This window comes from Mycoplasma crocodyli MP145 (assembly GCF_000025845.1).
Lineage (GTDB): Bacteria > Bacillota_I > Bacilli_A > Mycoplasmatales > Metamycoplasmataceae > Mycoplasmopsis > Mycoplasmopsis crocodyli.
Genome location: NC_014014.1, coordinates 365,155 through 389,920 on the forward strand (window position 1 = coordinate 365,155; position 24,766 = coordinate 389,920).

The 24,766-nt window shown below is 27.4% G+C and carries 13 protein-coding genes and 1 tRNA gene; 12 read left to right on the top strand and 2 right to left on the bottom strand.

What is annotated here, in order from left to right:
• Positions 1 to 2 precede the first annotated feature (2 nt).
• The 10 genes from holA (at position 3) to MCRO_RS01715 (ending at position 14,858) form a co-directional block, all read left to right on the top strand.
• Positions 3 to 941: a DNA polymerase III subunit delta gene (gene holA / locus MCRO_RS01670; protein WP_013054786.1), complete on the top strand. Its 939-nt coding sequence runs from the start codon at positions 3 to 5 to the stop codon at positions 939 to 941.
• A complete protein-coding gene (locus MCRO_RS01675; protein WP_041594031.1) occupies positions 889 to 2,256 on the top strand; it encodes a hypothetical protein in 1,368 nt (455 codons plus the stop codon). Before holA ends, MCRO_RS01675 begins: the two co-directional genes overlap by 53 nt.
• A 144-nt stretch (positions 2,257 to 2,400) precedes the next feature.
• Positions 2,401 to 2,898, top strand: coding sequence for a 50S ribosomal protein L10 (gene rplJ, locus MCRO_RS01680; protein ID WP_041594032.1), 498 nt, complete (start codon positions 2,401 to 2,403; stop codon positions 2,896 to 2,898).
• A 21-nt stretch (positions 2,899 to 2,919) separates the two neighbouring features.
• Positions 2,920 to 3,288 carry a 50S ribosomal protein L7/L12 gene (gene rplL / locus MCRO_RS01685; RefSeq protein ID WP_013054657.1) on the top strand — a complete coding sequence of 123 codons (369 nt, stop codon included), beginning with the start codon at positions 2,920 to 2,922 and terminating at the stop codon, positions 3,286 to 3,288.
• Positions 3,289 to 3,613: 325 nt separating this feature from the next.
• Entirely contained in the window at positions 3,614 to 7,228 is a 3,615-nt protein-coding gene (rpoB, locus tag MCRO_RS01690) for a DNA-directed RNA polymerase subunit beta (RefSeq protein WP_013054569.1), read from the top strand.
• On the top strand, positions 7,215 to 11,645 hold the full coding sequence (locus tag MCRO_RS01695) for a DNA-directed RNA polymerase subunit beta' (RefSeq protein ID WP_041594033.1): 4,431 nt from the start codon (positions 7,215 to 7,217) through the stop codon (positions 11,643 to 11,645). Before rpoB ends, MCRO_RS01695 begins: the two co-directional genes overlap by 14 nt.
• Positions 11,646 to 11,743: 98 nt before the next feature.
• Positions 11,744 to 12,241 (top strand): dUTP diphosphatase, encoded by a 498-nt coding sequence (locus MCRO_RS01700; protein ID WP_013054577.1) that lies wholly within the window; start codon positions 11,744 to 11,746, stop codon positions 12,239 to 12,241.
• Between the two features lie 14 nt (positions 12,242 to 12,255).
• Positions 12,256 to 12,339 (top strand) — tRNA-Leu (locus MCRO_RS01705).
• 67 nt (positions 12,340 to 12,406) lie between these two features.
• On the top strand, positions 12,407 to 13,705 hold the full coding sequence (locus MCRO_RS01710; RefSeq protein WP_013054292.1) for a hypothetical protein: 1,299 nt from the start codon (positions 12,407 to 12,409) through the stop codon (positions 13,703 to 13,705).
• Entirely contained in the window at positions 13,692 to 14,858 is a 1,167-nt protein-coding gene (locus tag MCRO_RS01715) for a DNA cytosine methyltransferase (protein ID WP_013054407.1), read from the top strand. Before MCRO_RS01710 ends, MCRO_RS01715 begins: the two co-directional genes overlap by 14 nt.
• A 48-nt stretch (positions 14,859 to 14,906) precedes the next feature.
• Here the strand turns inward: MCRO_RS01715 and MCRO_RS01720 are convergent, their stop codons facing one another.
• The gene (locus MCRO_RS01720) at positions 14,907 to 15,905 is read right to left on the bottom strand and encodes a PfkB family carbohydrate kinase (protein WP_013054287.1); all 999 of its coding nucleotides are present in this window, start codon (positions 15,903 to 15,905) and stop codon (positions 14,907 to 14,909) included.
• 333 nt (positions 15,906 to 16,238) lie between these two features.
• Here MCRO_RS01720 and MCRO_RS01725 point away from each other — a divergent pair, with 333 nt between their 5' ends.
• Positions 16,239 to 17,813, top strand: coding sequence for a PDxFFG protein (locus MCRO_RS01725; protein WP_041594034.1), 1,575 nt, complete (start codon positions 16,239 to 16,241; stop codon positions 17,811 to 17,813).
• Between the two features lie 363 nt (positions 17,814 to 18,176).
• Here MCRO_RS01725 and MCRO_RS01730 read toward each other — a convergent pair whose 3' ends face one another.
• Entirely contained in the window at positions 18,177 to 18,419 is a 243-nt protein-coding gene (locus MCRO_RS01730; RefSeq protein ID WP_041594035.1) for a hypothetical protein, read from the bottom strand.
• A gap of 55 nt (positions 18,420 to 18,474) precedes the next feature.
• On the opposite strand from MCRO_RS01730, the gene MCRO_RS01735 reads away from it, so the two are divergent.
• The gene (locus tag MCRO_RS01735; RefSeq protein WP_013054437.1) at positions 18,475 to 24,762 is read left to right on the top strand and encodes a hypothetical protein; all 6,288 of its coding nucleotides are present in this window, start codon (positions 18,475 to 18,477) and stop codon (positions 24,760 to 24,762) included.
• The last annotated feature ends 4 nt before the right edge of the window (positions 24,763 to 24,766 follow it).

Sequence of the window (24,766 nt, forward strand, 5' to 3'; positions counted from 1 at the left end):
TTATGATTTTTATTAGTGGAACAGAACAATATTTTGTAAATTCAGAAATTCAGCGTTACAAGGCCAATTTTTCACAATTTAATATTTTAAAGTTTGAAGAACCTTGTGATATTAAAAATATTGTTGAAAATATGTCTTCAATTTCCTTATTACAAGAAAAAAGACTATTTATTTTTCCAGAATTTTATTTATTCTCAAAAAAAGAAACAGATTTTTCTAAGGAAGAAAAATCATTTGTTACATTGTTAGGAAGTGACAATTACAATGAGTATATTTTTACTTATTCAAAGGAAAAAATAACTAAAAATTCATTTAGTGATTATGTTGTTACAACCTCAATTCATAAGGAAGCTAAGGCAATAAAATCTAGCGATTATCCTAAAGTTATTAAACAAATTGTAAATGATAATAATGGAACAATAACAATATTTGATGCACTATATTTATCGCAAAAATTACCAAATAATTTAGAACTTGTTGTTTCGGAATTGAAAAAATTATTATCTGAAAATTTGAATATAACAAAAGACATAATTGATTGTAGTGTAGGTGATTACGGATTAGATGATCAATTCTCTTTCCTTAATTCTATACCCACGAAAAACTTTGCATTTATTTATAAGAAATACATAGAAAGAAAGACAGCTGGTGATACAACACTTTCATTAATTGGACAAGTTGCCAATTTGTTTATACTTGCTAATAAAGTTATAAATTTTAAAAAAAGCCAAATACCAACAAATGAAATAATTGATGCATTAAATATTCACCAATTTAGATTCAAAAAAGCAGAAGAATTAATTAATCAATTTGGACAAAAGAGTATTATGGAAATAATATATAAACTTAGTCAAATTGATTTAGATATAAAAAGAACAGGAGTAAACGATGAAATTGCATTCGAAATTTTTTTATTCAATGAATTTGCTAAGCAAGTTTAAAAAAAATAATTATAATCAACATCAAATTAGAACATCAACAGTATTTATTAATAGTCAAGTTTTAAACTCGGAAGATATTAATATTATCGAATCTTATTTTGATTCTATTTTGAGAAATGTTGAAATGTTCACAAAATCAAAAACAATTTTCATTTTTCCTAATCTTTTTGAATGTTTAAATTTTTCAATAGCTATCCAAGATAAAATTTTTCAAACGAAAAACAAAATTTTACTTTCTATTAGAAAATTAACAAAATCCCTAAAAGAAAAAGGAATCAAAATATTTCATGAAATAGATTTATCAAACATGCTTTCATATGTAAAAATTATAAATCAATACCAAGATAGAAGTCATGAAGACTATGATTATACTTTTTCATCAATTAGCGATGATATTCTTGATTTATCAAAATTTTTAAAAACAAAAAATATCACAATCAACGATTCTAAAGATGGACAAAATATTTTTAAAGAAAATGTTAAAAAAATTGCTGATTTTTATACAAACATGTTAAGAGCTGATGGACTTGTTTTTAAGAATTTAATTCCTTTTATTAATGCAAAAAAACCAATTGATATTATTACTAATTTAAAAGAAGTTGATTACTATTTGAATGAAATTAAAAGTCTTGATTTAAATCTTGGCCTAAATCTTTCATTGAAACATAACACAAGAATTTTCAAAATATGTAAGCAGTCAGGAATATTTAAGTATTTTTGAGTGGATGACTTTAATTTTAAATCATTAAAAAACAAAAATGTAATTTCTAAATTAAATTACTTGAAGAATCTTGGATATCAAAGTATGTTAAACAATAATATTAATAATTTGTTTTTTGATGAAATTAAAGAATCGTCTTTTAATTTTACTAATGTATATTCTTCATATTTGCTTCTAAATTCAATACTGAATTATTCACTTGCTTTTACATGACCTATTTTTAGTAATCAACTAAATAGAGAGCAACAAGAAAAATTATTTAGAATTTTTGGCACCAAAATTAAAATAGAACAACTAAATCTTCCGATTGAGGAAGAAATAGTAAAAATTATTAAGGATATTGAGCAAATTGTTCTTGAATTAAAATTCAAAATAGTTGACAGTATTGTTGTAAGTAATACACCAGTTTTTACTAAAAGCAACTTATATAAATTTGTAATAAAAGTTGACAATGAAATTTATGAAATAATTTTTAATTTATCAAACAATGTTTATGATTTTAAATTCAATATAAACCAAGTAATTAAGTCGAATTTTCAAATTATAAACGACCAAATAAATTCTTATCAATTCATTGTTAAAAAAATTCAATAAATATTTTATTTTTATTTTTAATATTATATAATAGCAAAGCAATACATCAAGACAGTAACTGCTTAGCTTAAATATGTTACCGAGTGTATTAACTTATATATGACTTATGTGTTGCAAATAATATAAATATGAAAGGGGGGCTTGATGTCAGAATCAAACTTAAAAATTGCTAAAAGACAAGTAGTTAATGAAATTAAAGAAAAAATTAGTTCATCACATGCTATTGCCTTTGCTGAATACCGTGGTTTAACAGTTGCTAATTTATTACAACTTAGAAGAGAAGCTAAAAAATTAAATGTTGAAATTAAAGTTTATAAAAACCGTTTATTTAAATTAGCGGCTTCTCAAAATGGATTTGAAGATTTATCAGAACATTTAATTGGACCAAACATCTTTGCATTCTCAAATGGAGATGATATGTCTGCTGCAAAATTATTAGTTAAATTTGCAAAAGAAACAAAGATTATGGTTGTTAAAGCCGGAACCTATGAAGGCAAAGTTATTGATGCTAAAGGCGTTGCAACTGTTGCTTCTTTACCAACTTATGAAGAAGCACTTGCAATACTTGGACGTTCACTTATGTCTCCACTACAAAAATTATCTCTTTCACTTAAATTAGTTAGTGAAGGAAAAACTGAATAAAATATCGAAAGGAAAATTATTATGGCAAAACTTACAAAAGAAACTTTTATATCATCATTAAAAGAAATGTCAATTAAAGAAGTTATGGAACTTGTTGATGCAATGAAGGAAGAGTTCGGAATCGACCCTACAGCAGCTATGGCTGTTGCAGCAGCTCCTTCAGGAGATGAACCGGCAGCTAAAACAGAAGTTAAAGTTACATTAAAAACAGCTACTAACAAAGTTGCGGTTATTAAAGTTGTTAAAGACTTACTTGGAATTGGATTGATGGACGCTAAAAAAATCGTTGATGGTGTTCCTGCTGTTATTAAAGAAAACATTAAACCAGAAGAAGCTGAAGCTATTAAAGCTCAATTAGTAGAAGCTGGTGCTGAAGTTTCAATCGACTAATAATTGATATAAAAAAGAGGTAAAAAAAACCTCTTTTTTTAATTTTATTTTTTTATTTTTTTAAAAAAAACAAAAAAGATGTATTAACAAAAATTTTAACAAAAATATTTAACATTTGTTAAAAGATTTATTTACCTATAATATAGTGCAATATTTTTTTATATTGATGTTTATTTATTTTTTCATAAACTAAAAAAAAATTATTTTTTTCTACAAAAAACATTAAAAATATGCTATTAAAAATAAAATATTTTAGTAATATATTAATGCTTAATTAATGCCTGCATTTAATGTGGTGTGTTATTTTTATATTTTAAGGAGTTATATGGCAGAATTAAATTACAGAATTAGTAAATTTGGTCCTAAAACATCAAGACGTGATTACTCAGTAACTAAGTATTCACTTCCAGTTTTTGATATTCTAGCAACCAACAAAGAAAGTTTTGATAAATTCTTAAAAGAAGGTATTGAAGAAGCTTTAATGGAACACTATCCAATTGAAGCGTCTAACAAACAAGTTAAGTTAGATTACATCAAAAAATCTTTAAGAATTGAATACCCTTACAAAAAAGGACCATCAGAAGGTGAAGAAATTAGAAAGTGTAAAGCTAAAGGAATGAACTTTAGTGCAAGAATCTATGCTGAACTACAAAGAGAAATCACTGAAACAGGAGAAATCAAAAGAGATGAAGTTCTCTTAGGAGAAATTCCAATGATCACTAGTGGTGGAAGTTTCATTATCAATGGTTCGGAAAAAGTTATAGTAAGTCAGTTGATTAGATCACCTGGTGCTTATTTTGGTCGTGGAGTTAGAAATAAACAATCTGATGACTTGTTTAACAAGGTTGAAGTTTTACCAAGAATAGGTTCATGACTTGAAATTTCACATAAAATTACAACTTCAAATATTGATGTTGTAAAAATAAAAATCGACAAAAATAAAAATGTTAATTTAGCAACGTTTTTAGGTGCGTTAGGTTTGAATACAAAAATGATGTACAAATATTTTGGTAATAGTAAAGAACTTGAAGAAACTATTACAAAAGATAAATTTGTAAATCAAGAGAATCTAAGTGATGCGGAAATAACTGATTTATGTCAAGAAGAATTGTTTAGATGACTTAGAAAAGGTGATCGTATTTCTGATGAAGCCAAAAAAACTCTTTTACCAAGTATTTTATTTGATAAAAAAAGATATAACTTGTCAATAACAGGTCGTTATATGTTAAATAATAAACTTTCATTAGTTGATAGAATTACAAATACATATTTAGCTGAAGATATAAAAAATAAAAACAATGAAGTTGTTTTCCATAATGGGACATTTATTGATTATAAACTAGCACTTGATATTCAAAAATCATTTGACGAAGGTGAAGTTGCTACTGTTTATATTGACACTTTAAGAGGTGAAAATGTTTATTACAAACTTGTTGATCAAAATAAAGCATTAGCAAAGAGATGCAAAATTGCAATTGTAAAAGTTTATCCAAATCGTAAATGAATGGAAGATGCTGATAAAAAACCTGTTATCGTTATTGGTAATGACCCCAAATCTGTCGAACAACACCTTTTAATTTCTGATATTGTTGCTGTTGTTGGTTACTATTTTAACTTAATTGATGGTGTAGGTCAAGATGATGATCCTGATTCAATGGTTAATAAACGTATTGTTTCTGTTGGTGAATTATTGCAAAACCAACTTAATGTTGCATTAGCAAAATTGGAAAAAACAACCAGAGAAAGAATGGGAGCTAAAGAAACAGAAAAAGTTACTTCAAAAAATGTTACTAACAATAAATTATTAACTAATCAAATGAAAACTTTCTTTAACTCTTCAAAACTTTCACAATTTATGGATCAAATTAACCCACTTGCAGAAGTTTCTAATAAAAGACGTGTTACTTCGCTAGGGCCAGGAGGTCTTAACAGAGATACTGCTCAATTTGAAGTTCGGGATGTTCATTCAACTCACTATGGAAGAATTTGTCCAATTGAAACTCCTGAAGGACCTAACATCGGGCTTATTCTTAACTATGCTACTTATGCAAAAGTTAATGAACACGGGTTCTTACAAACTCCTTATTTTAAAGTTAATAATGGTGTAATTGATTATGAAGATTTAAGATACCTAACCGCATCTGAAGAAACAGGATTAGCTTTTGCTCAATCTTCAGTAAGGGTTGATGATACAAACAAAATAATTGAAAAAACTTTAACAATAAGAAAAGATTACAATTATATTATTGGTAAACCAAGTGAAATAGATTTTATCGAAGTCTCATCAAAACAAATGGTTTCTGTTGCTGCAGCAGCTATTCCTTTTCTTGAAAACGATGATGCTAACCGTGCACTTATGGGTGCTAACATGCAACGTCAATCAGTTCCGCTTATCGAAGCTGAAGCTCCATTAGTCGCAACTGGTATCGAAAAAGACATAGCTCTATATTCTGCTTATAACTTCCGAGCAAAAAACGATGGAGTTGTTAGTTATGTTGATTCTTTTAAAATCTATGTTAAAACACATGATAAAGGAACTCAAGATAAATATTATTTAAAAAACTTTGAACGTAGTAACCAAGGAACAGTAATTTGTCAAAAATCAATTGTTAAAGTTGGTGATGAAGTTAAAAAAGGTGATTTATTGGTTGATGGTTCATCGTTTAAAGATGGTGAATTAGCACTTGGTAAAAACGTTTTAGTTGCTTTTACTACATATAATGGATATAACTATGAAGATGCCGTTATTCTTAATGAGCGTCTTGTTAAAGATGATGTATATACATCAATACATATCGAAGAACAAACGGTTTTATTTAGATCGAGTAAAGCTGGTGATGATAAACTAACTGCTGACATTCCAAATACATCAAAATTCTCAACAAGAAACTTAGATGAGTATGGAATTGTAAGAGTTGGTAGCGAAGTTATTGCCGGAGATGTTTTGGTTGGAAGAGTTTCGCCAAAAGGTGAAGAAAACCCTTCACAGGAAGAAAAACTTTTAATGGCAATTTTACAACAAAGACCTCTAAACGACAAAGATACTTCTTTAAGAGTTAAAAATGGTCACAATGGAACAGTTATAGGAATTGAAGTTTTATCAAGAGAAACAGGAGACATCCTCGAAGACGGAATTGATAAAATAGTTAAAGTTTCTATTGCCCAAAAACGTAAAATTAAAGTTGGTGATAAAATGGCTGGTCGTCATGGAAACAAAGGGGTTATATCTGTTGTTTTACCTGAAGAAGACATGCCATATCTTGAAGACGGAACACCGGTTGATATTATGCTTAATCCTCAAGGGGTTCCTTCTCGTATGAATATAGGTCAAGTTTTAGAACTTCACTTAGGAATGGCTGCAAGAAAATTAAACACAAAATTTGTTACACCATCTTTTGATGGAGTTAAGAAAAGTGATATAGAAGATGTTCTTGAAGAAGCGGGACTTGATAAAAGCGGTAAAGCTTATTTAATCGATCCTATTACAGGTAAAAAATTAGATAAACCAGTTTCAGTTGGAGTTATGTATATGCTAAAACTTAGCCATATGGTTGATGACAAAATGCATGCACGTAGTGTTGGCCCATATTCGCTTATCACACAACAACCATTAGGAGGAAAATCTCAAAATGGGGGACAAAGATTCGGAGAAATGGAAACGTGAGCTATTGAATCTTATGGAGCAACAAATGTGTTACAAGAAATCTTGACATACAAATCAGATGATATTCAAGGTCGTAACATATTATATGCATCATTAGCAACAGGTAAGGAATTACCTAAACCTGGAATTCCTGAATCATTTAACGTTTTAAGTTATGAATTAAGAGGTTTAGGAATTAAGCTTGAAACAAAAGAAGCTGAAATTCTTGAAGATGGTGATGATACTGATATAGTTCAACACTGAGAAAGTGAAGGAGTAGTTAATGAAGAATACTAATTTAGAAAAAACACATATTGATAAGATAATCCTTTCACTTGCTACAAATGAAGATGTTTTATCATGATCGAATGGTGAAGTTACTAAACCTGAAACCATTAACTATAAATCTTATAAGCCAGAAAGAGATGGGTTATTTGATGAATTAATTTTTGGTCCAACAACCGATTATAAATGTCCTATTTGTAATACAAAGTACAAAAGAAGTGATGAAAATTCAGTGTGTTCAAAAACAACGGCTTGTGAAAAATACAAACCAAAAATTTTACCAAAAATTACAAGAAGAAGTAGAATGGGTCATATTCATTTACAAAACCCTGTTGTTCACTTTTGATTCTTTAAAATCGATCACTCAATCATTTCAAAATTACTTGGTTTAAAAGTTGCTAGTTCAAATCAATCTGTAACAAAGGCAGATTTAGAAAAACTAATCTACTATAAATCACACATTGTGCTTGACAGTGGAAATTTAAAGTCATTAAACAAAAATGAAATTATTGACATTAATGATGCTGCAACAGTTTATGAAAGAGCATTTGTTGAAATGTTAAGTTTATATGAACCTTCAACTGAAGAATATGATGATATTAAAACCTCTCTTGATGAATTGAGAACTTATGCTTCATCAAAATTAGGGAAAGATTTTGGTATTGACTTTTATGAATGTAATGAAATAATTCATGAATATTCAGATGCAAAAATTGGAACAGGTTCTCAGGCAATTGAATATTTATTAAAAAACATTGATCTTGAAAAAGAAGCTGAATCAGTTCAAAAAGAAATTGATGCAATTAATAATTCAGCAATTACTTTAACCGGGGCTAAAGTTCAAGATAGAGCCAAATTATATAAACGTTTAACAGTTATAAACTCATTTATTAAATCAGGTCAAAAACCAACAAGCATGTTGATTTATGATCTTCCTATTATTCCGGCTGATTTACGTCCATTAGTTCAACTTGATGGTGGAAGACATTCAACTTCTGATATTAATGAACTGTATCGTCGTATCATTATAAGAAACAATCGTTTAGCAAAATGAAATGAATCAGATGCTCCTATGCTTATTAAACAAAATGAATATCGTATGATTCAAGAAGCTGTTGATGCTTTAATAGATAATGCTAGAAAAAAACCTAGCCCAGTTGTATCTAAAGATTCTCGTCCACTTAAATCTATTTCTGATGCACTTACTGGTAAAAAAGGACGTTTCCGTCAAAACTTATTAGGAAAACGTGTTGATTACTCAGGACGTAGTGTTATTGTTGTTGGACCAAGTCTAAAAATGCACCAAGTAGGAATACCACGTGATATGGCTGCTAAATTATTTGAACCATGAATAGTTAAAGAAATAATTAATAATGATGAACAAATAAATTCAATTAAAGCTGCAAAGAAAAAAGTTGAATCACTAGATCCAATGATTTGACCATATGTCGAAAAAGCTATTGAAGGTAGACCTGTTCTTTTAAACCGTGCACCTACACTTCACCGTTTATCAATTCAAGCTTTTGAACCCGTTTTAATTAGAGGTAAAGCAATTAAATTACACCCATTAGTAACTACGGCATTTAATGCCGATTTTGATGGGGACCAAATGGCTGTTCACGTTCCTATTTCTGACCAAGCTGTTAGAGAAGCTAAAGAATTAATGTTAGCTTCAAAAAATATTCTTGGTCCAAAAGATGGAGAGCCTATTATTAACCCATCTCAAGATATGATTCTTGGATTATACTATCTAACAATGGAAAAATCTGGCGCTAAGGGTGAAGGTAATTACTATTCTAGCTTTGATGATTTATTAACTGCATATGAAAATCAATTTGTTGATTTACATGCTAGAGTAGTTTTACCAATTGCTTCATTGAATAAGAAAACAATTCAGAAAGATAAAGAAGCTAAATACATTGTTTCAACAGTAGGAAAGTTTATTTTAAATAATGTTTTTCCAAGTGATTTTGAATTTATTTTTGGTAAGAGAATTACTGTTAAGACTACAACCAAGGCAAATGGGGAAATTAAAGTTTCAGAAAGCGAAGCTATTCATACTTCTACAAATGCACTTAAAGAATATGTTTTTGGATATGGAACCGATTTTAAAAACTTCATTAAAAACTTACCAATTAATAATCCATTAAGTAAAAAAGATATTGCTAAAGTTGTAAGAAAAGTATATGAAAAATATGTTGCTGTTGTTACAATGGAAGATGTTGCTGAAATAGTTGATAAATTAAATTGTGATTTATCAACAACTACAGATTTATTCATGTTATGCGCTAAATTAAAAGATTATAAAGGTGATGCAATTGATACAATTCATGCTAATTCATTAAATAATTTAATTAGAGAACATCATGAAAAAATTAATTATGAAAACTTTTTAAAACATAAAAGTTCAACGCTAAAAGAATGAGATATTTATGACTATACAAAACTTTTAGAAAGAGTTTGATTTGATTACACAAACATTGTTGCAAGTGTTTTAGATAAAATTAAGAACTTAGGATTCAAGTTCTCAACATTATCGGGAACAACAATTTCTATGTCAGATATTACAGTTGTTAAAACAACCAAAAAGAAAATAGCAGAAGGTGAAAAATATACAGACACACTTAAAAAGTTCTTTAAAGAAGGTTACTTGACTGATGATGAAAGATATACTCTAACAATTCAAAAATGATCAGAAATTAAAGAAGACATTGAAAAAGAACTTAAGGAAGTTACTAAATCAGACATAACTAACCCACTATTTATGATGTTTACATCAGGAGCTCGTGGTAACTCATCTAACTTTGTTCAGTTAGCTGGTATGCGTGGATTGATGAATAACAATACAAAAGTTCTTAAAGCTGATGCTGCTAATGATAGAGTTGTTCGTAGTACAGTTGAAATTCCGGTTAAATCTTCATTCCTTGATGGACTAACAGCTTATGAATTCTATTCATCTACTCACGGGGCCAGAAAAGGACTTACTGATACAGCACTTAACACTGCTAAATCAGGATACTTAACCCGTCGTTTGGTTGATGTCGCTCAAGGAATAGTTGTTCGTGAAGAAGATTGTGGAAGTGACTTTGGTTTCAAAGTTAAAGATATTAAAGATACAAAAACTGATACAGTTATCGAATCTTTAAAAGAACGTATTGAAGGAAGATTCTTAAACAAAAATATTTATCATAATGATAAATTAATAGTAAGTACAAACGAATTAATTACTCCTGATTTAGCAACTAAAATAGTTGATAAATTAGGAATTAAAGAAATCGAAATTCGTTCAGTATTGTCATGTCATACACGTAATGGAGTATGTAAAAAATGTTATGGTAAAGATTTAGCAACAAATAGAATTGTAAATATTGGAGAAGCTGTTGGAGTTGTTGCCGCTCAAAGTATTGGTGAACCAGGAACACAACTTACCATGCGTACATTCCATACCGGAGGGGTTGCTGGAGTTGAAGATATTACAGGTGGATTTGGTCGTTTAATTGAATTAATCGATGCTTATGATGCGCCTTGAGGTAAACCAGCGGTTATTTCTAAATACAACGGAATTGTTAAAGATATTAAAATAGCTAAAGATAAAAATGATAAAGATAGTGATACAAGACTAATTTTCATAGAAAGATTAAATGAAAATAAAGAATTAGTTACCGAAACATTTGCTTCAAAATTATCACAAAAATTAAGAGTTGAAGTAGGACAAAAAGTTTATGTTGGTCAAAAACTTGTTGAAGGTCCTATCGTTTTAACCAATCTTCTTGAAGTAGCTGATACACGTGCTGTTCAAAACTATTTATTAAAAGAAGTTCAAAGACTTTATCGTCTTCAAGGTATAACAATTTCAGATAAATATATTGAAATTATTATTAGACAAATGCTTTCTAAAATTATGATTATTGACCCAGGAGATAGTCACTTCTTTACTGGATCATTAGTAGATACATTTGTATATCAAAGAGAAAATGGAAAATTAATCTCACAAGGTAAAAAACCGGCATTTGGAGAAGTAAAAATCCGTGGAGCAAAACAAACACCATTGCTTTCCGATTCATTCCTTGCAGCTGCTTCATACCAAGAAACTGCTAAAATATTAGTTAATTCATCCGTTTCAATGCGTGTAGATTTACTTGAAGGATTAAAAGAAAACATTATTTTAGGACATAAAATTCCAGCAGGAACAAACACAAGTTATGAATTAAAAGGTAAATATGATATAAGAGATCCGAAATCTTATTTCACAAATAAATATGATCCTTCTTTAGCACCGGAAGAAGATGAAATTGAAAAAATTGATTTTGATGAATTACTTGAAGAAAGCAACCTTTTTGATAATGATGAAATTAATGAAATTTCATTTGATGATATTGAAGAATATACAGCTTCAACTAATGATGATTTCTTTGATGACTTTGAATAATACAATCATTAAATTTAAATAACAGGTTTATTATCCTGTTATTTTTTATTTTAATTATTTATATAAACTCAAAAAAAGTAAAGTGATATAATAAAAACATGAATTTTACAAATATTTTAATTAAACAAAAAAAACTTGACCAAGCTCTTGCTAGTAAAATTAAAGAACTTAATCCAAATCTAGAAAGCACCAACCATGAAAGACAAAAAATGCTTGCGCTAATGATTGAATGTAGTGAATTTGCAAATGAAATTCAATCATTTAAATATTGAAAGAAAAATAAAAATATTTCAAGAGATAACGCACTTGAAGAATTTGCTGATGTGCTTCACTTTATTGGTTCATTTGCAAATGATTATAATGTAGAAAGAATAGTTGAACCTCAAATCATTTCACAAGATTTCAATGTTCAATTAACTCAATGTTTTGTTTCTATAACTGAAGCTATGAAAAACATTAACAAGCAAACAATTTACAATATTTTCTCACTTTGTTTAGGAATGGCTAAATTATGTAAATTTACTGAAGAAGAAATAGAGTTGTGATATAATAAAAAGAACCTAACTAATTATCAAAGAATTACAAATAATTATTAATAGTTCTTTGTCTCGCCCAAGTGGTGGAATGGTAGACGCTGTGGACTCAAAATCCACTGGAGAAATCCGTGCAGGTTCAAGTCCTGTCTTGGGCACCAAATAGTACCTTAAACAGGTATTTTTTTTATCATTTTTAAAAGAATAATTTTATTATATAATAATTAAATGAATTTAAAAAGTGAGCAATTGAATTGCAAAAATGAATTAGTAAGTGATTTTGATCAAGTCTTAACTAAAATCGATTATTTCGATATTTTTATAAAATTGTTAGGTGAGAAAAATATCGAAATAATAAAGCTTGATAATAGAAAAAACATTTTATATACAAATAAAAATGGTAAAAAAATTTTAATTTTATTCAAAACTATTACATATCTTGGTGGAAATGGACAGCATCCATTATTTAAGAAAAGAATGCAAATTCCTTCATATTATAAGGATTATTATGACAAATATAGCTTGGCTTATGATATTAGATTTGTAGGTGTATATCATTACGATGGATGATTTACATTTTGCGATTTTACAAAAGAATCTTATCTAAAAAGAGTTTTAAATAACTCATCAGCTCACATATATATTAATGATATTTTTCAATCTAGATTGCATAATATATTTAGAAAAAGAGATAAAAATAATAATGTAATAACTGTTATAGATCAATGTTTCTTACAGAATTATTTTAATGATAACAATAACTATAAAATACCTTATTTCGATTTTTTTGAAGATTTTAATAAAGAGTTTATTAATGGAAAATGAATTAACGGAGTTGAATGTTATAAAATTATGCAAAGCAATAATTTTAGTGGAATGCACCAAGCAGAATGACCTGGTTGATTTTTAGAGTATTCATTTGATAAAAAAATAATAGATTCATCTATGCAATCGGAAATAAAATATATAGGCAGAAATGAAATAAATGATAAGGATTTTAAATTTAATTACAATTTTGATTTATTTTTTGTAAAAGAAAAATTTTATGGCGATTTAAAATCTAGTTCATTTAAAACTACAAAGATTATTGGTAATGATTTTGATACTGTCGTAAATTGCATTAATGAATATGATAAAATATGATATATTGTTTTTTTAAATGAAACTATAATGGATTATGAACATCCTAATCCTTATAATGTAGTTAAATATTGGATTAGTAAAAAAGTAAATCAAAATCTAGAAAAAAATAATATCGAATATGATTGTGATAATTCTAATGAGAACGTAAAAACCGATGAAAAATTAAGTTATAAAGATAGAATGAAGAAAAGTGTCTTATATAAAGAAATGTTTATTTTAGAATTAAATAAAGTTAATTTCAAAAGTATAGTAGAAGAATTTAAGCAAGGTAAGCAACAATCAGGAGCATTAAGAAAACCAAAAATTATGATTTCAAAAAAGAACATTGAAAATTTTGTAATATATAGATATTTATATAAAGAGGAGAATAATGAAAATAAATAATTTTAAATTTATTGACCTTTTTAGTGGGATTGGTGGATTTCATCAAGCAATGTCTTATTTTGGTGGTGAATGCGTTTTTTCATCAGAAATTGATAAATATTGTATAAATACTTATTTTAATAATTTTAATATTTCATCAGATTTCGACATAACAAAAGTTAATGTTAACGAAATCCCTAAACATGATTTACTTTGTGCTGGTTTTCCATGTCAAGCCTTTTCAAAAGCTGGTAAACAAAAAGGATTATTGGATACAAGAGGAACTCTTTTCTTTGAAATTCAAAGAATTTTAGAATTCCATAAAACCAAATATATAATACTTGAAAATGTAAGAAATTTAGTAAGTCATGATAATGGTAATACATGAAATGTAATTCATAATAATTTAAATAAATTAGGATATAGAACAACTTCTAAACCATTATTATTAAGTCCGCATAATTTAAAAATTCCCCAACTGAGAGAAAGAGTTTTTATTATAGGAAAATATGATCTTGATAATATAGATAAAGATTTAATAATAAATAATTCAACATATAGCAAAAAAAATGATAATTCAATTTATGATATTATTGATAAAAATAAAGTAGAAGATAAGTATTATATATCTAAAGCTGAAGATAAATTATTAGAGACATGAAACAAATTTTATATAGGCATTAATAAAAAAATATTGGGTTTTCCAATATGGTTTGATTATTTGAATGAAGATAGTTTTAGTGATGATGTTCCTAAATGAAAACTTTCAATAATTTTGAAAAACAAATTGCTCTATAAAGAAAATAAAAAATTTATAGATAAATGAAAAAAAGAAAATTCTTTTTTAAAAGATTTGATACCAACATATAAAAAATTTGAATGACAAGCTGGAGATAGTATAAAATCCATATGAGAAGGTATTATCCAATTTAGACCATCAGGAATAAGAGTTAAAAAAACAGATGTTTTTCCTGCGCTTGTGGCTATGGTTCAAATACCAATAATAGGAAAATATAAAAGAAGATTAACGGTTGAAGAATGTTCGAAATTACAATCTTTTATTCCTGATTATAAATTTAGTGGCAATGATAAAATTTCATATAAACAACTTGGAAATAGTGTTAATGTTGATATTGTTAAACACGTTTTTGAACTCTTAATTAATTCGAAATAATGTTTAATAAAAAAACATATTTACCTTGTACATAGGCAAATATGTTTTTTATTGATCTTCATTAGGTAATATTTTTATGTTAAAATCTTCCAGTTCTTCTTCTGTAATTTCAGGACTATCTCCATGATATCAATTGTTCAAAATGTATGCTTTTGTTGCATATTCAACAGCCGTTTTAAGATTTTTGTCTTTAAGTTGTCTGTGAATTAGAAAAGCTATAAAAGCATCAATAGATCCGTTGGCAAAAGCTTCTTTAAATTCAACTGCTTCTGTTTCGTAAAAACAGTTATTTGTATAGTAATAAGTTTTAAGGTATGTTTTTCCTTTATTGACTATTTTCAAGGGAGTTACGATAATTTTGACATTTAAATATTTTGCCAAAAACACATTCATCTTTTTCTTATAATCATCAAGAGTAAATGAAGGTTTTACTTCCTTCATTTCATCTTTATCAAATCAACCAATTAAAAATCTTGTGTTTTCTAACATGGGTTCAACAGCCTCTAAGTAAAGCCCATAACTTGCTCATGCCTCTGGCTCATAAGTTAAGTCCAAGCTTGTCATAATTTTCTTATTGCTTGCATCTCTATATAACTCATGTAAGTGCTTTCACATCTTCTTGTTTAAAGATAGAGTTGTAGCGCTCATGTGAATTCATGAAAACTTATCCTTAACTATCCCGTAGATTAATTGCATACTTAATTTTGACTGACTAAATGAACTGAATGTTCTATCATAATCAACTCTTTGAGACTTGGTTGTTGTTTTACCAATATAGTAATAAGTACCTAGTCTTCCTTCACCTTCGAACACGTAACTTGTATTAATGTTGTGCATATTAAAGTGCTCTAATATTCTCTTGTAAAACACATGGTTTTTGTCTAAAAATGTTAAATACGAAACATCATTTCCGTTATAACCCAAAAGTGAAGCAACATTTAATGCGTCACCACCAATGAAATATCTGAGAGTATTTACACCTGAATAATATCCATCAACATTTAACCTAATTAGAGTTTCCCCTATGGTTAAAACTTTTTTATCCATTATGCCCTTTCTTTTAAAAAAAATAAAAATCTATCATATATATTTAGATATTTTAATTATATCATTGAAAAGATGAAACCTTATTATTAGGAGTTTTTTTTGCAATTTTTAAAAACTTATTTTTATAATGTAAAAATATAGTATTTTTAAATTTATACTAATTATAAAGCCAAATAATTAAATTAGATTTAGCAAAATAATTCATTTTTTTATGATAAAATAATAATAGTTTAATTTTTTAATAAGTTTTGTATTTATATAATTTTCAAACTATTAGATATTTTGCAAAAAACTAATTTAAAAAATAAACATATTCAAAAAAGAAGGTAAATTATGAAAAGAAAATTAAATTTAAAGACAAAAGTTTGACATAAATATGTCCTATCTTTTGGATTTATTGCAGTAGCAACAGCGGCAACTCTTGGTTCTATTTTTGCGTATTCTAAAACATCAAGTGATAAGCTTGGTAAAAATAATCCAACAGATCCATTTTATTTAAAAAATGAATTTGTAAGAACTAATAAAGAGGCTAAGCTTCAATTTGTAGCGGGTGATAAAAGTACAGTTATTGCAAAATGAAATGTTCAAAGTGACTTAGTTGAATATCATAACAATAAAGGTGAAATTTTTACTTTATCAAGTGAAGAATACTTAGATAAATTTTATAAAAATAACAAGCAGTATCCAATCCTTAACATTCGTTATGGTTCTTTTGATTTCTTTAATGAATATCTTGAAGCTGTTCCAGCTAAAGCCTTTTGAGAATTTACTAACTGATTTATGAATAATGTTTCATGGGGTCCAGAAATAATAACGTTAAAAGAATTTACGATTGTAAAAGGTGTTGAGTTGCATGGTAATAATATTACATTAGGTTCTCACTCAGATAATAACAAAGAGTACATGACTATTAAGTTTTTCCCTGATGCGTTCTTTGGAACATTGGCTGCATATAGCGAAATAGGTGGTCGTGGAAACCAAAGAGATTCCTTAATGTATAAACTTAATAAAAAATTGTTAAGTAGTGATGAAGTAAATYAATTTTTAGAAAATGTATCTAACTATAACATTTTTGCTAATTCAAATGCACAAGATCAAAAATTGTATGGTTTTAGAAATATTGTTGACATTAGAAGTTTATCTAATCAAAAAGTTTGAGTAGCAAAAGTACCTAATTGATTCAGTAAAGTTAAGGATGATGCTATTCATGATTATGAAAAAAATAGATTAGATCAAGTGAATGGTTATGTATTGCTTATTAATGGTAAGGATGAAGCTGAAGCCAAAAAGAATCTTGAATTAAATTTAAAACAATTTGCAGCAAATGATCAATATGACTTAATCAAAAAATTAAGTGGAGCAACACTTGAACAAAAAACCATTTCTTTTGCTAATTTAGGAAGAGTAGCAGGAAATGAGAGTAGTGTTCTTGATAATTATTTAAACATAACATTTTCAGATGGAACTAACTTTAATCTTTATCGTTCATTTGACGAAATTGAATTCGAATTTAGAAAAGGTTTCTTTTCACAATTAGAAAATTCACATAACCTATTTGAAGCAGGTGAATATACAAAAGAAATGCTTCATAAAGAAATTACAAGATTAAGAACTGTATCTAAAGATTTAACACAACAATTAAATAATTTTCAAGAGGACTTTACTGACCTTGAACCAGATTATCAAAAAACAGTTAAAGAAATAAATGCAAGTATTGCTCAAAAAGAAGCTGAGTTAGTTGAACTTAATAAAAATGCTACTGAAAATGCAGCTAAAATAGCAAAAGTAAATGAAGAAATAACTGCATTAAAAGCAGATCTAATTGATGAAGAAAAATTTTTAAATAAAAACAAAGAATCACTAACTAAAAAATTAATGATTATAAAAAATCAATTAAACTTTAAATAACACTCTTGAAACTTATCAAGTAACTTTTGATAATCTTTTAGATACAACTAAACTAACAACACCTAATGAGTTCAAAAACATATTTAATAAACGTTATATTGCAGCAAGAGATATTCAAGGAGTTTTCTTTAATGTATTCAAAGATTTAAATCTTCCTTCACCTTTAAAAGATGATGATATTTTACTTGATGATTTAATAATTTTTAATAATGACTTAGCTTATTTACCAAATCAAATTATTACAAATAATATCCTTAAGAATTTAGCACAAGAATCATTTTCAAATTGAAGAGATTTCTATAACATTCAAGGTTTCTTATCTAAAAACAAAAGACTTGATGAATCTGAAAAAACATTTTTTGCTTACTCAAGTCACTTTAGTTCATTAGCTGATGAATTTAACAAGAAAAATCCTAATGCACTTGTTAAAAACGAATATTCAAAACTTCTTAAAGAATTTAATAATTGAAGAGAAACTGTTGAAGAAAAAAATAATGTTGTCGAAGAAATTAAAACAACCCAAAATTTAATTTTTGAATTATTTAAAAACTCATTCCACACTATCTCTGAAGCTTCAGGAAGACCTGAAGTTGTAGAAGGAATCAACTATATAAGCAACTTTATTCTAGCTGGTTCAAAAACAAATAAATCACCATTATATATGGATAAAGATTTTGAAAAATTTGTTGAAAGTAATTTTGATAATTTAACTTCATACTTTAATAAAATTAAGGAAAAATGAATACCATTTTATTCTGCTGCTCAAACTTTTTTAACTGCTCACAAGGCAGAAATGGATGAAGCTGAAAAATGAATTAAAGCATTAACAACAATTGAAACAATTTTTGCTAACGATCCAAATGCTTCGGCAAATGATCTACTTGTTAAAAGAAGAGATTCGCTTAAAAAACAAGTTGATGATGCCAGAACAAAGTGAGAAGCAAGAAAAAATGATGCTGGATATGTTTATTTTGGTGAATGAAAGCAAGTAGGAGATTTCAATAAAAATATTGATACCTTAATTTCACTTGCTCAAAAATATTCGAAGCAAAAAACAAACTTTTTAGCATATAGTAAAGAAAAAAGAACTAGTGAATATCAATCAAAATTTATTCAATTTAAATTGCAATATATTATTGATATGATAAATCCTCAAGATTCGAAAATGGTTGAACTTTACAATAAATATTTAAAAACTTTTATTGATCATTTACCAACATTACAAACTAATATTAATACCGATGAAAACACAAGATTAAAATGAGCGGAAGCAAAGCAAAAATTGATCAATTATCAAATTGAAAATGAAGATAAATTAGAAGACGCAGCCGTAAAAGAAGAAATAACTAAACAAGAAGCAGATATTGAAAAATTATATAATGAATTTTCAAAATTAAGTAACGAAATACTCTACAATACAGCTTCGTTAGGCGATAAAAACCTTTCAAAAGGAAAAGGTCCGTTGGTTGAGTTAATTAATCAAATGCTTGCTAGAAATTCTCAAATATTATCAGAAAACAAAAACATAAAAGAAGTCGATGAAGTTAAATACTCATTAAATGATAAAAATGGAAAAATAAAGAAATTGATTAAGGCACTAGAAGAAAAAGAAGCTTCATCAGGGTTTACAACTTCTCTTGAAGAATTGGATACTTTAGTTACTCAATATAATGAAAAATCTGAAGAATATAAAAATCTTCAAGAAGATATCATAGTTAATAAAGCTAAAATTATTGAATACAATGATGCAATTTTACAACTTGAAAAATTACCAGATACTAGTGATATAAAAACCAAATATTTAAAACTATATAAAGATAACTTAGAATACTTTATCAAGAATATTGATATAGCTTATATTCAAAAAGCAAATAATGCTATTAAAGAAATGAATAAAGTTAAAGATTCTGTAAAAGCTAAAGCTGAAATTGTTAAAGAAAACTTTAAAAAAGCTAACGCAGAAAGAAAAGCCTTAAGTGATGAATTAAACTTGCTAACTCAAAAGTTTACAAAATTAAGTTTCAGTGGTATTGAAAATGAAGAAAAACTTGATAAAAAAATAGATGAAATGATTTCATCATTAGATGTAAGTTTATTCAATCTTTCAAAGGCTGAATTACTACCGAATACAATAAATTCTCAATTAATTAGTGCTGCTGAAAAAGCTTCACTAAAAGATAAATTTGAAGAATCAATTCCCGGATTAAATGCGGCAACATTACAATACTTTAGAAGCATAAGAAATGATTCGAATGTTAAAAAACTTATAAATGAAGAAAAGTTTTATGCTGAATTATTAATTGAACCATTGAAATTAGCCGGTGAATATATAAATGCAATTGAAATAAAACCATTGGTTACTAAAAAGGATGCTCTTGAACAAGAAATAAGCGATTTAGATCCTGCCGATCCTGATTACGATGCCAAAAAAGCTAAATTAGACCAAGAAATTAAAAAACTTGAAGATCAAATAGCCCCTTTACAAACAAAAGTTGAAGAGTTAACAACTAAAACTGAAGAACTTGAACAAGAAGTGAATGATTTTCTAGATTCATTAAACGATGATGATAAAGAATCTAGAAGACTAAGTGATGAAGTTGTAGAAGAATCGCGTGAAAACTTTAAAGATAAACTTTCTGACCTTGAAGATTATTTATCTAGATATGGAACATATGTTAATTTATTAAAATCTAGTGTTGCGCTAGAAAATAATTTAAATGATGCAAGAATAGTTGCTTTAAACAAAGCAATTGAACTAAGATATCAAGTCGCTAAAACCCAAATCTTAAGAAATGTTAAAGAAAACATAATAAAAGATTCTAAAGAACTTGGTGTTGAATTAAATAAAAATAGTGATTTAATTGTTGCTAAAACAAAGATTCAAATGCGTGAGTTATTATTAAAAGAAAAAATTATTAATGCTAACACTACAGAAGAAGAAATTGAAAAACTAATTCATTCTGTAAATATTGATAATATCGATAAAGTTGGAAATAAATTAGTTATTACATTAAGAGAATTAGCTTCGGGACATCAAAGAGTAAAATACTATAGTCAAAAATTCAATGATATATTTATGAAATTCAATGTTAAAGCAGATGCAAATGCAGAAGTTATTGCAAATATTGATAACTTCTTAAATGTTGTAGGATATAAAAAAGTTTTAAATCCTAGAATGATAAGAGAAGAAGGTGATATAGTTGATCCAATTAGTGGTAAAACATTAAAAGGTTATTCAATTTATACTGATGGATATCAAAATCTTATTGATGATTTATTAACTAAGGTTCCTCAATCAGCTCAATGACTTGAAGGAGAATATTTAGATAAGACTGTTGATCCTGAAACTGGATTATTCAAATATGAAATTAAAAAAGGAAAACATTTAGGATTTAGTAAAGACCATAGAATTGGTTTATGAGCTGTCTTAAAAGCAACCGATCCTAATTTTAAAGGTATTTCAATCGACTTTCTTAAATTTGTTGCAGCACATGAATATGGACACCACATGACGCTTAATGGAGCAAAAAACTTAGGTGATAAAGCAGAAGGAAATAAATCAATTTTTGTTTCTGCTCTAACACCTGGAGCTACTCCTGGAATTTCAAATTACTACAATAGAGAAGCCTTATCACTTTATTTGGATGCCAGAACTCACTTAAAATTAAATACAAGAACTTATTTAAATGGTAAATTTGTACTTAAAGAGGATGGTGAATATCCAGTATTCATGTTCCCTAAAGTGGTTGTTAAAGATGGTAAAGAAACAATTGAATATGTTGAAGAAAAAGAAGAAGATATTTGAGGTGCGAAACTTTCAGATCCTTCTATTGATAATGCGATTAAGAATTCTGCAAGAAGATTTATTCAAGATTTTGAAGGTATGAAAAAAGCTCTTGAAGAACGTAAAAAAGAATTGAATCTAAAAGGGAAAAATAAGGATAAAATTTCAATTTTCGACTTATGACTTCCTAATGCTATGGATACATACTCGGGAACACTTAATCCAACAGTTGAAGGTATAGCCAAATACTTAATTTTCGACAAAACTGAAAACAAATATAAATTCCTACCCGGTTCATTATCGATGCTTGAAGGTGTCTTAAAAGACGGTATGGGAAATCCTATAAAATTCGATACTGTTAATGGTGAAATTTTACCTGTTATAGCAGATTATGAATATAAAGATTCAAGAAATGATAAGGTGCTTATTATTAAAAAAGTGCATGTATACAATGAAGATGGCACACCTATTATAAGTGCTCCATTAAATGTAAACTTATTTAGCAAAGAGCTTGAAAAAGAAGGATACGGACCTAAATCAGCTGAATATATAAAAGCACGTTTAGATGAAGTTGTTGAAAATATTAAATCACTTGTTGTTAAGAAATTTACAGTTAATGGTTGAGACAATAGTGCTACTAACTTATCACTTGATTCTTCACTTAATATTGACTATCCAGAAATTTACACTGAACTGCAAGTAAATCCAGATGAATATAAATCAGCTAAACGTTGATATAAAGAATATGTCGGTGGTAGAAGTTTTGCTAATGGTTCAAGCACTCCAGAATATCAAAAAAATCCACTACAATATTATGTTAACGGACTACCAGTGGGACCCGACTTAAGATCAAGAATTAACCACGATAATTTCTTTGCTAATGTATCACCTAGCACAATTGAATTTCTTAAAAAACGTTTAAGTTTTTCAAGTTTAGGAACAGCACTTTATATCACCACTTTCCTTGGTGGAAATAATGGGCTAAGATTTGCTACTGCTTCAGGAATTGAAACATGAATTGATGAAAAAACAAGATATTTACCAAACATTAATTTAAATGAAGCTTATGAAAGCAATTTGTTAGAAGAGGATTTATCTAAATATTTAGACGAACTTGGAATAAGAAAATCAATATCTTCTCTTCATAAGTTCGCAAGTAAATTTGTTGGGAATGACATTAACAAATCACTTTGATTAATAAATAATGCTGAAGGTAAAGCGGTTGGAAATAACAATGATTCCGGTGAAGTCTTAATGGATTATGCTTCAGCAAATCACATAAAACTTAATAGCACTCTATTATCAAATGATGTTGATAAAAGTTTATTCGATAGTTTCTATTATAAAGATGCTGAAAAATTATATGGTTCAGATATCATCTTTAAAGATATTCACAAATGATATGATTTTGTAAGTTTGGATTTATCTAAAGTAACTATAGATAAGGATAATAAGAAAGTTAACTGAAATTTAGACTATGTACAAAGCAAATTTAATTTAAATAGATTTATTAGAAATTTAAAACAAGCAATGCATAAACCTAATGCACTAACAGACAAGAGAAAAGAAGAAATAAATAATTTAATCAAAGCTGATAATATGCAAGATTTTGCTAATGAATTAATGACTAGATTTTCAAATTCTAAACTAAACTTATTTACCAAATCATTTAGACTAAATGAAATAGAAGTTAATGAAAATCTTGCATGAATATTTGACAAAGATCTAGGGTATGGAAAATTTAAAACACATAACTTCACTATATTTAATCCTAATAAAATTAAACATGAAGTTGGTGTTTCAAACTTAATTGAAGCAACCAAAAAATACGCTTCAGAAAATAATGTTTTAAGCGGAAACTTAACAATATTTGACTACTTAGTATTTAATCAAGCAATTACTGTTCAAACCGATCAAATGATTGCAGCATTATTAAATGGAAAATCAAGTTTGCTTCCATTAATAACAACATTTGTTAATGGGGTATTTAAAAAAGCTGTTCCTTCAAGTGATGCATTATCATATTTCGATGGTAAAAATGAAAGAAAATTCAATGAATTTTTCACTGACTATACATATAATTTCGCTGAAGTTATTAACCGTGATAACTTACAAATAACATATAGCCCATCAAATAGTGAATTCGGAAACATGCCTTCATATTTATCAAATATTAATGAAGCCACAACTGGTCTTGAATATGTTGTTGATGCAGAAAGCACTAAAAAATGAAAAGATCTTGTTATTAAATTTAATGACAATAAAGAACCTTTCTCATCGTTAAAAGGTGCAATAAATCTATATACAATTTCACTTAATAATGAAAAAAGAAATATTTCAAGAAATCTAGGAACAAGGTTTATTAATACTCCACTAAGCCATGAAGATGATTTTACTGACACACAAACATTTAATAATTCATATTTTGGTAAATTCCAAACTATAAACAACGGATGATTTAAAGATAGATGATACCGTGAAATTTTAGACTTTACCTTATATGATGAATATGGTAAACCGGTTGTTGATCCTTCAATTAGAATAAAAGATTTAGAAGGAAATGTCGTAAAAACTCGTCCAACAGCTTATTGACAATACTACATTCAATCTCAAGGAGTTGGTTTAAGATCACTGAGTGGAATTTGAAGAGACAAAGATAAAGATGCTGTTGCATTTTACGGATATATCCCTTCACACCAAGCAACAAAAGCTAACTACTTAGCATTCAAAAATACAAAAACAGGAAAAATAGTTACTATTCCAATCAATAAAAACAATTCAAACAATATGTTTTACTACTTAGAACAAAAACTAGATAATGAAATAAAATCTAAGAAAGAAAAAGGTGTTAGACATTATCTTAAAGATGAAAAATACACTTGACACGATTCGAAAGGTAATGAAACAAAAGGGGTTGGATTTATTTCATATGCATCTGATTATGCTATTTTATCAAAATATGCAAATGCAATTATGTTGCCAGGTAATGAATACGAAATGTATTTTGCAAAAGATAAAAGTGGAACTTTTGGTGCAGAAATATATTTAGGAAAAACTGAATCAGTATCTGAAAATGGAAAAACATTTTCTCAAGCACCTACTTCAGTTAGAAGTGAAAATGGAAAAATTATCTTGAAAGTTCAAGATCAATTCAACATTTATTAGAAAG